The following is a 14209-nucleotide window of genomic DNA, read 5'->3' as shown; positions in this document are numbered from 1 at the left end:
TTCGCTTCCTGACAGGAGAAAATACTGAAAGCGACGCGGTTAGCCGTTTCTGATGTTTAAATAAACAACGGGCCGGATTTTACCGGCCCGTATAGCGTCTGACAGCACAAACGCTGTTTTATTACATTTCGTGCGGCGGCGGCGCAAGAACCTCACGGTTACCGTTATGCCCAGGCGGAGAGACGATAGCCTGTACCTCCATCTGCTCAATAATACGCGCGGCGCGGTTATAACCAATACGGAACTGACGCTGAACGCCAGAAATCGAAGCCCGACGTTTTTCCACCACAAAGGCCACTGCCTGATCGAACAGCGGATCCAACTCTTCGTCGCCGCCATCTAAGCCCAGGCCGCCACCGTCGCCTTCTTCGCCCGCCGTAATGCTTTCAATATACTGCGGACGACCACGCGCTTTCCAGTCCTGTACCACTGCATGCACTTCCTGGTCACGTACAAAGGCGCCGTGAACACGCACTGGAATCGAGGAGTTTGGCGGCATATAGAGCATATCGCCCATCCCCAGCAGGGATTCCGCACCGCCCTGATCAAGGATCGTACGGGAGTCAATTTTACTGGATACGGTAAAGGCGATACGCGTTGGAATATTAGCCTTAATCAGGCCGGTAATCACATCTACCGACGGACGCTGCGTAGCAAGCACCAGATGAATCCCCGCTGCACGCGCTTTCTGAGCCAGACGCGCAATGAGTTCTTCCACTTTTTTGCCTACCGCCATCATCAGGTCGGCGAATTCATCCACCATGACCACGATATAGGGCAGCTTTTCCAGCGTCGGCGGCAGCGTATCCATACTGTCGCCAGGCTTCCAGAATGGATCCGGGATGGGTCGTCCCATCGCTTCCGCCTGCTCGATTTTCTCGTTGTAACCCGCCAGATTTCGTACGCCAAGCGCAGACATTAGTTTATAGCGACGCTCCATCTCGCCAACGCTCCAGCGCAACGCATTAGCCGCGTCTTTCATGTCGGTGACCACTTCCGTTAACAGATGTGGGATACCTTCATAAACCGAGAGCTCCAGCATTTTCGGATCGATCATAATAAAGCGCACCTGCTCCGGCGTCGCTTTATAAAGCATACTGATGATCATCGCGTTCACGCCTACCGATTTACCAGAACCGGTAGTACCGGCCACCAACAGGTGAGGCATTTTGGCCAGATCGGCCACCACCGGCTGGCCTGCAATATCTTTACCCAGTACCACAGAAAGCGGCGAAGGATTATCACGGAAGCTGGCGCAGTCGAGCACTTCGCGCAGATAAACGGTCTGACGATGCTTATTCGGCAGTTCGAGACCCACATAAGGTTTGCCCGGGATCACCTCAACCACGCGCACTGCCACCGCAGAAAGTGAACGGGCCAGATCGCGTGACAGGTTAGAAATGCGTGCCGCCTTGACGCCTGGGGCTAAATCCAGTTCAAAGCGGGTGATCACCGGCCCTGGTGAAATACCAACCACTTCCGCTTTTACCCGATAGTCAGCCAGCCGCGCTTCAACCAGGCGGGCAGTCTGTTCCAGCGCAAACATATCTACCGGTTCTTCTTCTGCCGGCGGCGAGGTTAACAGATCCAGCGTCGGCAATGGCGTAGTCGGTTTATAGGTTGGCTGCTCATGACGCATCAGGAAAGGATGAATCAGGCTATCCGTCAGCGAATCATGGCTTTCAGACTGTGGCGCTACTTCCACGGCTGCGGGCGTAAAGGCTGACGACGCGCTGCTTTGCCATTGAGAAACGGGCGGCTCAATGGGGCGCTGAACCGGTTCGCTCGGCTGCGTCACCTGCGGTGCCGGGACATCCGTCGGCTGAGAGGCATAACGCGGCTCTGCTGATGCCGGCTGCTGCCACTGTGGCTCCGCTGCCGAAGTCTCTGGCTCAGGCGTAGCGGCAATAGTAAACAGCGGCTCGCCTGGACCATCATCAATCAGATCTTTCATTGGTGAAAAATCGAAAGCGGCAGCAGGATCGATCGTAAAGGCTGGCGTATCGCGCGGCGGCGTTGCAGCCTCCTGAGGAGGCGTATCTGCCAGATGTTCACTGCGCGGCTGTAGCGTATTCTGCTGCGGCTGCGGCTGCGGCTGCGGCTGATAAGTACTATCGGGCTGCGTTGGCTGCGCATATCGCTGCTGAACGTTACCCTCTTGCTGAACCTCAGGCACCGCCGGTTCAGGCTGTGCGTAACGTTGCTGCTGTTGCTGCGCGAACTGCTGCGCCAGCGCCTCTTGCTGCAATGCACCCTCATCCTCGTCAGAGGCATAGTCTGCGCCATAGCGCGCCTGCTGCTGTGCCATAAACGCATCACGTAACTGGTGTTCGTCTTCGGCAATTGACTGCGCATCGGCAGGCTGAGACAGAGCCTGTTGCTGGGCCTCCTGCTTCGCTTTTTCCTCTGCCAGACGCTGGGAAGGCAGCTTAATGCCAAAGGAAGCGAGTTCACGGCGCGTAGGCAACTTAACCGGTTTCGGACGCGGAAGCTCTGGACCGATGCCCTGTTTGATCTGCGGATTAATCTCTTCAGGTGCAGTGGCCGGCATAAAAGGAACGGCGCCTGTGGCCGCAGCTGGCGCTGGTGATGAGGTTGTCGCCTCTTGCCAGTTACCCATTTGCGGACCCTCGTCTTCTGCACCCGGCGTGAAGACGTCGATTGACTGCTGAGGCATTTCAAAACGATAAAGCGGCGGCGCAGCGCTTACGCTCTCGCTTTGCGCCGCTGCGGCAGGCGCAGGAGATACGTTTACAGGCGCGACATTATCGCGCGCTGACACAACCGGCTGTGCCGGACCTGATTGTTCCGCCTGAGTTGGCACAGAATCGTTCTGCTCATTCAGAGCATGAACTACCGGCTGAGCGGATGCAGAAGCTTCGGCGTTCGCCTGGGTCATCGCGGCGCTGTTAGCGACCGGTGCTTTAGCAAACAGGGGATCCTCTTCTTCCGTATCATCTTCCACGGCGTGCAATCTACGCGGCGGCGACAGCAGAATGTCATCGTCTTCATCCAGCTGAACCGCGCTTTTAATCGTGGGTGCCGGACGATAGTCATCCTCTTCATGCCAGGCTTCGTCATTGCGTGAGCGATTGCTGGCAAAGGTCAGCACGCCCATAACCACCGCACCGATTTTCTCGGCAATCGTCAGCCAGGACCAACCGGTATACAGGGTTAACCCCGCTGCCCACAGGCAGAGCAAGGCCAGCGTCCCGCCCGCGCCGCTCAAATACGGCGCCATTGCGTTACTGACCAGACTGCCGATCACCCCGCCGGAGGCAAAGTACCAAATGTCATCAGCATTCAGCGCGGCAAGGCCACAGGTGGTCACCACCAGCGCCAGCACGCCTATCAGACGCAGGCCCACGGCAAAGTAGTCGATATAGTCCTGGCGATCGCGCTGCTGAAAAGTGATCCAGCACAGACCAAGGATCACGGGCGGAATGGCGTACGCCATCACTCCAAAAATAAACAGTAACGTATCGGCCAGCCAGGCGCCGACGCTGCCGCCCAGATTATGGATAGGTTCATGCCAGGCGGTCTGAGACCAACTGGGATCGGAGGGATTAAAACTAACCAGCGCCACCATCAAATAGACAGCGAATAGCGCAACAAGGATCAGCAACGCTTCGAGCAGACGGCGACCACTACTAAGCGGCTTAAGTGACACTTCTTTATCTTCTGTATATTCCTGGCTCAAGAGAACTCTCCAGGTACCTGTAAACTATGAAGGAAACAGCGCCGGGCTACCCGACGCTGTGCCTGTATGAATTCACAGGAGTGTACCGAATACCACCAGGTTTTGCACCTGTCCTGTGTTATCGCGTCTTAATAACCAAACGGTTACTCTGTTTGACTTCTTCCATCACCACGTAAGTCCGCGTATCGTTAACGCCCGGCAGGCGCAGCAGGGTTTCACCCAGCAGTTTACGGTAGGCGGACATATCCGGCACGCGGGTTTTCAGCAGGTAGTCAAAATCACCGGAAACAAGGTGACACTCTTGAGTTTCCTCAAGTTTTTGCACGGCGGCGTTAAATTGTTCAAACACATCCGGCGCACCGCGATTCAGAGTAATCTCAACGAAAACCAGCAATGATGCGTCAAGATAGTGAGGATTGAGCAACGCGGTATAGCCCAGAATAAAGCCCTGACGTTCCAGGCGGCGTACGCGTTCAAGGCATGGCGTGGGCGATAAGCCAACGCGTTTTGAAAGCTCCACGTTAGAAATACGACCATCCTTCTGCAGTTCATTCAGGATATTTCTGTCTATTCTGTCGAGGTCTTTTCCGGGGCGTTTTTTATTGTCTACCATTATTATTGTCTCTCTTCATTCCTTCCCTTTACCTGCCATACCCTGAACGAAATCAATGTACAGGGTCTTTCGTCAGTGAAGACATAGAGCCTGTTGCTATTGCAGCGCCCATCCGCATGACGCATGCTGTCTGTCCACACCATGCGTCATTACGAATGACAGACTGAGTTTATTCGGCGTTGTACGCAAAAGCTGGTACGAAACTCTGTTTACATAGCTCAAATATTCTCTGCTTCCCACAATGTTTTCGCAAAAGCGCAGGCGATTGTCAAAGCAAAACATTGAAAATCAGGAGAACATGCCAGCCCGTGGCGCGTACCGCCATTTTTAACCGGATATTTTGGGCGTTTTGCCTGCAATTTATTTGCTGTGAAGCTTTTTTACGCCGGCCTTTCTTCCCTGCCCCGCGTTATCGGTGAAACCTGTTGCATCAATTGTTAACAAAATCGCAGAACGCTTTTTTTGCGTCATTAAATTCCCTACAATCTGGCTCCATGTTGCCAGTTAACTAATGAGGATCTCATGGGCACGGCCAAACACAGTAAATTGCTTATTCTGGGCTCTGGTCCGGCGGGCTATACCGCAGCCGTCTACGCTGCACGCGCTAATCTGAATCCGGTAATGATTACCGGCCTGGAAAAAGGCGGCCAGCTAACTACCACTACCGACGTTGAGAACTGGCCTGGCGATCCTGAGGATCTAACTGGTCCGCGGTTAATGGAACGTATGCATGAGCATGCGTTGAAATTTAATACCGAAATCATCTTTGATCATATCCATACGGTTGATTTGCAAAATCGTCCGTTTCGTCTGGTTGGCGACAGCGGCGAATATACTGCCGATGCGCTGATCATCGCTACCGGCGCTTCCGCCCGTTATCTGGGCCTGCCTTCCGAAGAAGCGTTCAAGGGTAAAGGCGTCTCCGCCTGTGCGACCTGTGACGGGTTCTTCTATCGTAAGCAGAAAGTTGCCGTCGTGGGCGGCGGCAATACCGCTGTTGAAGAAGCGCTATATCTCTCTAATATCGCCTCTGAAGTTCATTTGATTCACCGTCGCGAGACTTTCCGCGCCGAGAAGATCTTGATCAATCGCCTGATGGAAAAAGTCAGCAGCGGCAATATCGTGCTGCACACCCATCGCGAGCTGGACGAAGTGCTGGGCGATCAAATGGGCGTGACTGGCGTGCGTCTGCGTGGCGCGCAGAACAGCGAAATCACGGAAGAGCTGGATGTCGCTGGCCTGTTTATCGCTATCGGGCACAGCCCGAATACCGCTATTTTCGCCGGACAGCTGGAGCTGGAAAATGGCTATATTAAAGTGCAGTCAGGTTTGCAGGGCAACGCCACGCAGACCAGCATCCCAGGCGTATTTGCCGCTGGCGATGTGATGGATCATACCTATCGTCAGGCAATTACCTCTGCCGGTACGGGCTGTATGGCAGCGCTGGATGCGGAACGTTATTTAGATGGTCTGGTTAAAAACGATAAGTAAGTTGTTAATTAACTGATCTTATTTTTCTGAGGCGACAGTTCAACTGTCGCCTTTTTTCTTTCTGCCATGCTACATTGCCTGCGCCTCTACTGGCATATTCCCTGGCGATATCGGCCAGCCTGTTCTTCTTGAGAAACGGCCCCGGATGGAAAAGAAACGTCAACAACAACTCACCCGCTGGCTGCGCCAGCAGCGTGTCTGTGCCCGCCCCTGGACAACCCTTTCTACGCTGCTGGGCCTGGCAAGCGCCCTGCTGATCATCGCCCAGGCATGGCTGCTGGCCACCCTGATGCATCATTTGATTAGCGAACAGCAGCCGCGTGCGCAATGGCTTTCCACTCTATTTCTGTTGCTGCTCTGTTTCGCGGTACGCGCCTTGCTGAGTTGGCTTCGCGAACAGGCGGGCTATCGGGCGGGAGAACAGATACGACGTGCCCTGCGCAAACAGGTGCTTGACCGTTTACAGCAGTCAGGCCCCGCCTGGATACAGGAGAAGCCGGTCGGCAGCTGGGCCAGCCTGCTGCTGGAGCAGACGGAAGAGATGCAGGACTATTATGCGCGTTATCTGCCGCAGATGACGTTAGCTGTGCTTATTCCCGGTCTGATCCTGCTGGTGATTTTCCCGGTGAACTGGGCCGCCGGACTGATTTTGTTGGCCACGGCTCCGCTCATTCCGCTGTTTATGGCGTTGGTGGGAATGGGGGCCGCCGATGCAAATCGGCGTAATTTTCTTGCGCTGGCGCGGCTTAGCGGTGATTTTCTCGATCGGCTGCGTGGCCTGGATACGCTGCGTCTGTTTCATCGCGGCGCGGCGGAAACGCGCGCCATTGCTGCCGCTTCCGAAGATTTTCGGCAGCGCACTATGGAAGTCCTCAGGCTGGCTTTTCTCTCTTCGGCGGTGCTGGAATTTTTCGCTTCTGTCTCTATTGCCATTGTCGCCGTCTATTTTGGCTTCTCCTATTTAGGCGAGCTGAATTTTGGTCACTACGGTACCAGCATCACTCTGTTTGCCGGCTTTTTGGCCTTGATTCTGGCACCGGAATTTTTTCAGCCGCTGCGCGATTTAGGCACGTTTTATCATGCCAAAGCTCAGGCGGTGGGTGCAGCCGATGCGCTGCACGCTTTCCTCTCCTCCCAACCAGAGGTCACGTCAGCCAGGGGCAAACCTGGATTTTCGCCCGATCGACCGCTGCAAATCGACGCCCGCGGGCTGATGATTATGGCCCCGAACGGAACCTTGCTCGCTGGCCCGCTCGATTTCTCTTTGTCGCCAGGCAGACGTGTAGCGCTGGTGGGTCAAAGCGGCGCGGGGAAAAGCTCGCTGATCAATGCGCTGCTGGGCTTCCTGCCTTATCAGGGCTCCTTACGGATTAACGGCTATGAGCTACGGGATCTTCCACGTCGCGACTGGCATCAGCTTCTGGCCTGGGTAGGTCAAAATCCTCATCTGCCGGAACGTACGGTTCGTGAGAATATAATCAACGGTCAGAGAGTATCGGCGGCACGTTTACAGGAGATACTGACGTTAGCTGGTGTTGATGAGTTTCTTTGCCGTCTGCCGCTGGGGCTGGAGCACGAGATGGGCGATCAGGCTGCCGGCCTGTCGGTGGGACAGGCGCAGCGGATTGCCGTAGCGCGGGCGCTGCTAAAACCTCGTCAGCTGTTATTGCTGGATGAACCGGGTGCCAGCCTGGACGCGCGTAGTGAGCAGCATGTCATGCGGGCGCTGTTGGCCGCATCACAGCAACAAACCACCCTGTTGGTAACGCATCAGCTAAATGAGCTGGCGCAGTGGGATGAAATTTGGGTGATGCGGGATGGTCAACTTATTCAACAGGGCAGCTGGCAGCAGCTTACCAGTCAGCCGGGCCCCTTTGCCACGCTGCTGACCCATCGTCAGGGAGATATAGCCTGATGGCGAAACTACAACCTTTTCTGCGGCTCTATCGCCGTCATTGCTGGCGTCTGTTGTTGGGGGCGTTATTAGCTATCGTGACGTTATTAGCCAGCACAGGACTGCTCACGCTTTCAGGATGGTTTCTCGCGGCTTCATCGCTGGCAGGCACGGCGGGGCTCTACAGCTTTAACTATATGCTGCCCGCTGCGGGCGTACGCGGCGCGGCTATCATCCGCACCGTTGCGCGCTATTTTGAACGTCTGGTCAGTCATGACGGGACATTTCGCGTGCTACAACATCTGCGTGTTTTTACTTTTCGTCGACTGATGCCGCTCTCGCCTGCAGGGCTTACCCACCTGCGCCAGGGCGACTTACTTAACCGCTTTGTTGCCGATGTCGATACGCTCGATCATCTCTATCTCAGGCTAATTTCGCCGCTCTGCGGCGCGCTGATAGTGATTATCGTGGTGACGCTGGGGTTATGCTGGCTGGATGTCTCGCTGGCGTTGACGCTGGGTGCCATTATGCTGCTGACGCTGCTGCTACTGCCGCCGCTGTTTTATCGCGCCGGACGTCCCGCCGGCGAGATCATTACCGCCGAGCGTGCACGTTATCGCCAGCAACTGACTCACTGGCTGCAGGCGCAGGCAGAGCTTTCACTGTATGGCAGCGTTGAAGCCTGGCGCGCGCAGCTGGATTTAGTGGAACAGCGTTGGCAACAGGCGCAGCGCAGGCAGGCCAGCCTGACCGGCCTGTCACAAGCGCTGCTGCTGCTGATCAGCGGCGCGGCGGTAACGTTGATGCTCTGGCTCAGCGCTGGCGGCGTAGGCCACTGGCCGCAGCCTGGCGCCTTGATTGCTCTGCTGGTTTTTTGCACTCTGGCGGCGTTCGAAGCGTTAGCACCGGTGGGTATGGCCTTCCAACATCTTGGGCAGGTTTTTGCCTCTGCTGAGCGTATCAGCCAGATTATCGATCGCTCGCCCGCCGTGGAATTCCCCTCTGAGCAACGCGACGATCTTCCTGCGCCTGGCTCGCTGGCGTTAGAACAGGTTACCTTCTCATATCCGGATGCGGTTTCCCCTGCCCTGCAGCGCCTGTCGCTCCAGGTTAACGCCGGTGAAACCATTGCGCTGCTCGGCCCTACCGGCTGCGGCAAAAGCACGCTGCTACAGCTGTTAACGCGAGCATGGGATGCGCAGCAGGGTGAGATTTGGCTACAGGGCCTCCCGCTACGTCAATGGAGCGAACCAGCTTTACGCGCCGCTGTTAGCGTGGTCAGTCAGCGGGTTCACCTGTTTAACCAGACATTACGCGATAACTTATTACTGGCTGCGCCGGAGAGCAGCGATCGGGCTCTGTGCGCCATACTGGAACAGGTGGGTCTGGAAAAGCTGCTGGACGGCGAGGGGCTAAACGCCTGGCTGGGCGAAGGCGGCCGACAGCTTTCTGGCGGTGAATTACGTCGTCTGGCTATTGCCCGGGCGCTGCTGCACAATGGGCCAATAATGTTGCTTGATGAACCCACCGAAGGTCTGGATGCGGAAACAGAACGGCATATTCTTGCCCTGCTGGCTCAGGTTACCGCCGACAAAACGGTGATAATGGTTACCCATCGCCTGCAGGGGCTGGACAAAGTCGATCGGATTTACGTTATGGATCAGGGTGAGATCATTGAGCAGGGAACGCATGTGGAATTAATTGCAAAAGGCGGACGCTACTGGCATTTTCAGCAGCGGTTTACGCTATAGTCATAGCTTCTTAAACTGCGGGGCTTTCGAGAAATGCGACTGATTCAGTTGTCACGTGAATCGCTTAACTTTCCGCCGCCGGAAATGGCGCTGCGTGAACCAAATGGCCTGCTGGCTATGGGCGGCGACCTTAGCCCTGCACGTTTACTCAATGCTTACTACCGGGGGATTTTCCCCTGGTTTTCGCCAGGCGATCCTATTTTATGGTGGTCGCCCGATCCGCGTGCGGTATTAATCCCGGATGCGTTTCATTGCAGCCGCAGCATGAAGCGTTTTCACCGACGCTCGCCCTATCGCGTCACCATGAACCGTGCGTTTGCTGAGGTAGTAGAAGGTTGCGCCAGCGATCGTAACGAGGGAACCTGGATCACGCCGGAGGTAAAACGCGCCTGGTGGCGTCTGTACGATCTGGGTCATGCACACTCGATCGAAGTCTGGTGCGATCGGGAACTGGTTGGCGGCATGTATGGCCTGGCGCTGGGACAACTCTTTTGCGGCGAGTCGATGTTTAGCCGGAGTGAAAACGCATCAAAAACCGCGCTGCTGGTATTTTGCCAACATTTTTCCCAACATGGCGGCCAGCTGATCGATTGCCAGGTATTAAATCCGCATACCGCATCGCTTGGGGCTACAGAGATTGCACGTACCGATTATTTGCTGGCGCTGAGTCGCCTGGGGAATGCGTCGGTGAACGAGGCCTGCTGGTGTACAGATACGCTTTTTGCCCCTGAACCGATGTTTTACACGCAACGGTGAGGAATAGTGGTATAATAGGAAAGTTTGGTATGTCGTCCGTTTATTGCGTAAGCGCATCGGAATTACCAGGCTGGGAATCACCACGCATCTTCAGAACTGTTTTCTGGCTGTGGCCGGTTAATGGATTCTTAGCCGCTATTCCCCCTCGCTAACGTCACTGTCATCAGACGACGAAAGTTATGCTTGTATGCTGCGCTACAGGTGCATGCGGGCGTTGGTATAATAACCAACAATTCTTTACATAATTCGTGGAATTCGGCATTATCTTGCCGGTTCAAAACTTGGAAGTCCACCCAGAGGATTCGATGGCCAAAGAAGACAATATTGAAATGCAGGGTACCGTACTTGATACGTTACCTAACACCATGTTCCGCGTGGAATTAGAAAACGGACACGTGGTTACCGCCCATATCTCCGGTAAAATGCGCAAAAACTACATCCGCATTCTGACGGGCGACAAAGTCACTGTTGAGCTGACCCCGTACGACCTGAGCAAAGGCCGCATTGTCTTCCGTAGTCGTTAATAAAGCTCTGCGTTAATCTGACATTAACGCCTGACTGTTAACAAAGGCCAGATAATCTGGCCTTTTGCTTTTACGATGCATCAATGCGTGCTCTGTTGTTAATAACGATACGCTGATAAAAAAGGCCGGATTAATCCGGCCTTTTGCTTTTCTGCTGCGCTTATTGCACTGAACCTTCCGTTTTGCGCTTCTCAGCGCTAACAAAATGGTAAGCCAGCTGATTTTTCTCTTTATCCAGCGTGACCGATACCGATCCGCCATCTACCAGCGAACCAAACAGCAGTTCGTTAGCCAACGGTTTTTTCAGGTTTTCCTGCACGGTACGCGCCATTGGACGTGCACCCATCGCTTTGTCATAACCTTTCTCTGCCAGCCATTCACGCGCTTCGTCGCTGACTTCCAGTGAAACGCCTTTGGCGTCCAGCTGGGCCTGCAGTTCCACGATGAATTTGTCCACCACCTGGTGAATAACTTCAGCAGAAAGGTGATCAAACCAGATAATGTTATCAAGGCGGTTACGGAACTCCGGCGTAAAGATCTTTTTGATCTCTTCCATCGCATCGGTACTGTTATCCTGATGGATAAGACCAATGGATTTACGCTCGGTTTCACGCACGCCAGCGTTGGTGGTCATAACCAGAACCACGTTGCGGAAATCCGCTTTGCGGCCATTGTTATCGGTCAGCATTCCGTTGTCCATTACCTGCAGCAGCAGGTTAAAGACATCCGGATGCGCTTTCTCAATTTCATCCAGCAGCACCACGGCATGAGGATGCTTGATCACCGCATCGGTCAGCAAACCACCCTGATCAAAGCCAACGTAGCCCGGAGGCGCACCGATCAGACGGCTTACGGTATGACGTTCCATATACTCGGACATATCAAAACGCAGCAGCTCAATGCCCAGCGCCTTCGCCAGCTGTACCGTCACTTCGGTTTTACCTACCCCGGTAGGGCCGGCAAACAGGAATGAACCCACCGGTTTACGTTCATGTCCCAGCCCGGCGCGGCTCATTTTGATCGCCTCGGTTAATGCTTCAATCGCTTTATCCTGGCCAAACACCAGCATTTTCAGCCGCTCGCCAAGGCTTCTCAGCGTATCGCGATCGGTTGCAGAAACGCTTTTCTCCGGAATGCGGGCAATACGCGCCACTACCGACTCAATATCCGCCACGTTAACGGTTTTCTTACGCTTGCTGACCGGCATCAGTCGGCTGCGTGCGCCAGCTTCATCAATAACATCAATTGCCTTATCCGGCAGGTGACGATCGTTGATATATTTTACAGCCAGCTCAACGGCGGCACGTACCGCTTTGGCGGTGTAACGGACATCGTGATGCGCTTCATACTTCGGTTTCAGACCGTTAAGGATCTGCACCGTTTCATCCACGCTCGGCTCGGTAACGTCAATTTTCTGGAAACGACGCGCCAGCGCACGATCTTTCTCAAAGATATTGCTGAATTCTTGATAGGTTGTAGAACCCATCACGCGGATCCGTCCACTCGACAGCAACGGTTTGATCAAATTCGCCGCATCAACCTGACCGCCGGAAGCCGCACCTGCGCCGATGATAGTATGGATCTCATCGATAAACAGAATACTGCTTTCATCCTGTTCCAGCTGTTTGAGCAGCGCCTTAAAGCGTTTTTCAAAATCACCGCGGTATTTCGTCCCGGCCAGCAGCGAACCAATATCCAGAGAATAGATGGTGCAGTCTTTGATGATTTCCGGCACGTCACCCTGCACGATGCGCCAGGCGAGGCCTTCAGCGATAGCGGTTTTACCCACGCCCGACTCGCCCACCAGCAGCGGGTTATTTTTCCGACGACGGCAGAGCACCTGAACGGTACGCTCCAGCTCCTTGTCGCGGCCGATCAGCGGATCGATACCGCCAACGCGAGCAAGCTGGTTAAGATTGGTGGTGAAGTTTTCCATACGTTCCTCCCCGCCTGCCTGCTCTTCATTGATCTGATTTTCCGGCCCCTGCGCCTGGCCCGGTTCATCTTTACGCGTCCCGTGGGAAATAAAGTTCACCACATCAAGACGGCTGACTTCATGTTTGCGCAGCAGGTAAGCCGCCTGGGACTCCTGCTCGCTAAAAATGGCCACCAGCACGTTTGCGCCCGAGACTTCGCTGCGTCCGGACGACTGAACGTGGAAAACCGCACGCTGCAACACACGTTGAAAGCTGAGCGTCGGTTGCGTATCGCGCTCTTCTTCCGTTACCGGCAATACCGGCGTGGTTTGTTCGATGAAGGCTTCGAGCTCCTGGCGCAGAGCCACTATATCCACCGTACAGGCTTCCAGTGCCTCTCTGGCCGACGGGTTGCTGAGCAAAGCCAGCAACAGATGCTCGACGGTCATAAATTCATGACGGTGCTCACGCGCTCTGGCGAAAGCCATGTTTAAACTGAGTTCCAGTTCTTGATTGAGCATTAGGCACCTCCCCCAATTATCGCCCTACGGTTCATGCCGGAATAGCATAACGCCGATCAGGCTTTTTCCAGCGTACACAGCAACGGATGCTCATGCTCTTTAGCATAGCGGTTTACCAGCGCCACTTTGGTTTCCGCCACTTCGGCAGTAAACACGCCGCAAATCGCTTTGCCCTGATAATGCACTCTGAGCATCAGTTGCGTTGCACGCTCAATATCATAAGAAAAGAACTTTTGCAGAACGTCAATAACAAATTCCATAGGAGTGTAATCGTCATTGTTGAGTATAACTTTATACATCGAAGGCGGCTTGAGACCTTCGCGCAGTTTCTCTTCTGCAAGATGTTCAAAGTTAAGCCAGTCGTTAGTGTTTCCCATAATGTTCCGTCGTATCTGTGTTGCGCACTGGCACGAAAGCCGCATGCCATATTATTCAGTGTAACACGCGTGCCATCCGGCTTCGCGCGGGTAAAAATTCTCCGCGGCGCTACAGGCGCGACCGCTATCACAAATTTGGCAATAGCGTTAACTACCTCAAAGTTTAGCGATTTTATCAATGCCTGAACCGGCCGATGGCTTGACGCTTACCCTTGTTTCTCTACATTCTACAAGCACAAGCTGATTGAGTTTTAAACAACTCTTACAGCTTCCTTACCTCACCTACCTAGTAAAAAAAACGTCTCGCGAGGGAACCAGAAGTATGGAGAAGGGTACCGTTAAATGGTTCAACAATGCCAAAGGATTCGGCTTTATCTGCCCGATCGGCGGCGGCGATGATATCTTTGCCCACTATTCCTCAATTCAGATGGAGGGATACAGGACGCTCAAAGCCGGGCAACAGGTGCAGTTTGACGTTCATCAAGGACCGAAAGGCAATCATGCCAGCCTTATTGTTCCGGTGGAGGCGGTCGAAGGTATCCACGCCTGAACCCGTGTTAACACATTCTGTACAACCCGACTAAAAAATGCCAGCGACAGATGCTGGCATTTTTATTAAACATTTTGGACACCTTATACAGGTGGGGCTGACAACGCATTTTTCAA

9 protein-coding genes and 2 pseudogenes are annotated in these 14209 nt (G+C 54.3%); 6 read left to right on the top strand and 5 right to left on the bottom strand.

What is annotated here, in order from left to right; translation table 11 throughout:
• Window positions 1-121: 121 nt before the first annotated feature.
• From ACQE3Z_RS13875 to lrp, 3 genes and pseudogenes are all read right to left on the bottom strand, one after another.
• Window positions 122-1993: pseudogene (locus tag ACQE3Z_RS13875) on the bottom strand (DNA translocase FtsK); the annotation flags it as partial.
• A 189-nt stretch (window positions 1994-2182) separates the two neighbouring features.
• Window positions 2183-3700: pseudogene (locus ACQE3Z_RS13870) on the bottom strand (DNA translocase FtsK 4TM domain-containing protein); the annotation flags it as partial.
• Window positions 3701-3818: 118 nt separating this feature from the next.
• Window positions 3819-4313 (bottom strand): leucine-responsive transcriptional regulator Lrp, encoded by a 495-nt coding sequence (gene lrp / locus ACQE3Z_RS13865; RefSeq protein ID WP_017347019.1) that lies wholly within the window; start codon window positions 4311-4313, stop codon window positions 3819-3821.
• Between the two features lie 522 nt (window positions 4314-4835).
• Here lrp and trxB point away from each other — a divergent pair.
• The 5 genes from trxB to infA all read left to right on the top strand — a co-directional run bounded on the left by trxB (window position 4836) and on the right by infA (window position 10729).
• A complete protein-coding gene (gene trxB / locus ACQE3Z_RS13860; protein ID WP_426974230.1) occupies window positions 4836-5804 on the top strand; it encodes a thioredoxin-disulfide reductase in 969 nt (322 codons plus the stop codon).
• A gap of 145 nt (window positions 5805-5949) precedes the next feature.
• On the top strand, window positions 5950-7719 hold the full coding sequence (cydD, locus tag ACQE3Z_RS13855) for a heme ABC transporter permease/ATP-binding protein CydD (RefSeq protein ID WP_426974229.1): 1770 nt from the start codon (window positions 5950-5952) through the stop codon (window positions 7717-7719).
• On the top strand, window positions 7719-9449 hold the full coding sequence (cydC, locus tag ACQE3Z_RS13850; protein ID WP_426974228.1) for a heme ABC transporter ATP-binding protein/permease CydC: 1731 nt from the start codon (window positions 7719-7721) through the stop codon (window positions 9447-9449). Before cydD ends, cydC begins: the two co-directional genes overlap by 1 nt.
• 33 nt (window positions 9450-9482) lie before the next feature.
• The gene (gene aat, locus ACQE3Z_RS13845; RefSeq protein ID WP_426974227.1) at window positions 9483-10205 is read left to right on the top strand and encodes a leucyl/phenylalanyl-tRNA--protein transferase; all 723 of its coding nucleotides are present in this window, start codon (window positions 9483-9485) and stop codon (window positions 10203-10205) included.
• Window positions 10206-10510: 305 nt separating this feature from the next.
• Complete coding sequence (gene infA, locus ACQE3Z_RS13840; RefSeq protein WP_002211347.1) at window positions 10511-10729, top strand: translation initiation factor IF-1; 219 nt, start codon at window positions 10511-10513, stop codon at window positions 10727-10729.
• Window positions 10730-10889: 160 nt separating this feature from the next.
• Here the strand turns inward: infA and clpA are convergent, their stop codons facing one another.
• Both clpA and clpS read right to left on the bottom strand, forming a co-directional pair.
• A complete protein-coding gene (gene clpA / locus ACQE3Z_RS13835; protein ID WP_250652249.1) occupies window positions 10890-13166 on the bottom strand; it encodes an ATP-dependent Clp protease ATP-binding subunit ClpA in 2277 nt (758 codons plus the stop codon).
• A 56-nt stretch (window positions 13167-13222) separates the two neighbouring features.
• Complete coding sequence (clpS, locus tag ACQE3Z_RS13830) at window positions 13223-13543, bottom strand: ATP-dependent Clp protease adapter ClpS (RefSeq protein WP_085067438.1); 321 nt, start codon at window positions 13541-13543, stop codon at window positions 13223-13225.
• Between the two features lie 322 nt (window positions 13544-13865).
• On the opposite strand from clpS, the gene cspD reads away from it, so the two are divergent.
• Window positions 13866-14093 (top strand): cold shock-like protein CspD, encoded by a 228-nt coding sequence (gene cspD / locus ACQE3Z_RS13825; RefSeq protein WP_085067439.1) that lies wholly within the window; start codon window positions 13866-13868, stop codon window positions 14091-14093.
• The last annotated feature ends 116 nt before the right edge of the window (window positions 14094-14209 follow it).

Source organism: Pantoea sp. FN0307, assembly GCF_050113815.1.
In the GTDB taxonomy this organism is placed as follows: Bacteria; Pseudomonadota; Gammaproteobacteria; order Enterobacterales; family Enterobacteriaceae; genus Mixta; species Mixta alhagi.
This window is presented reverse-complemented; position numbering and strand designations above follow the sequence as displayed.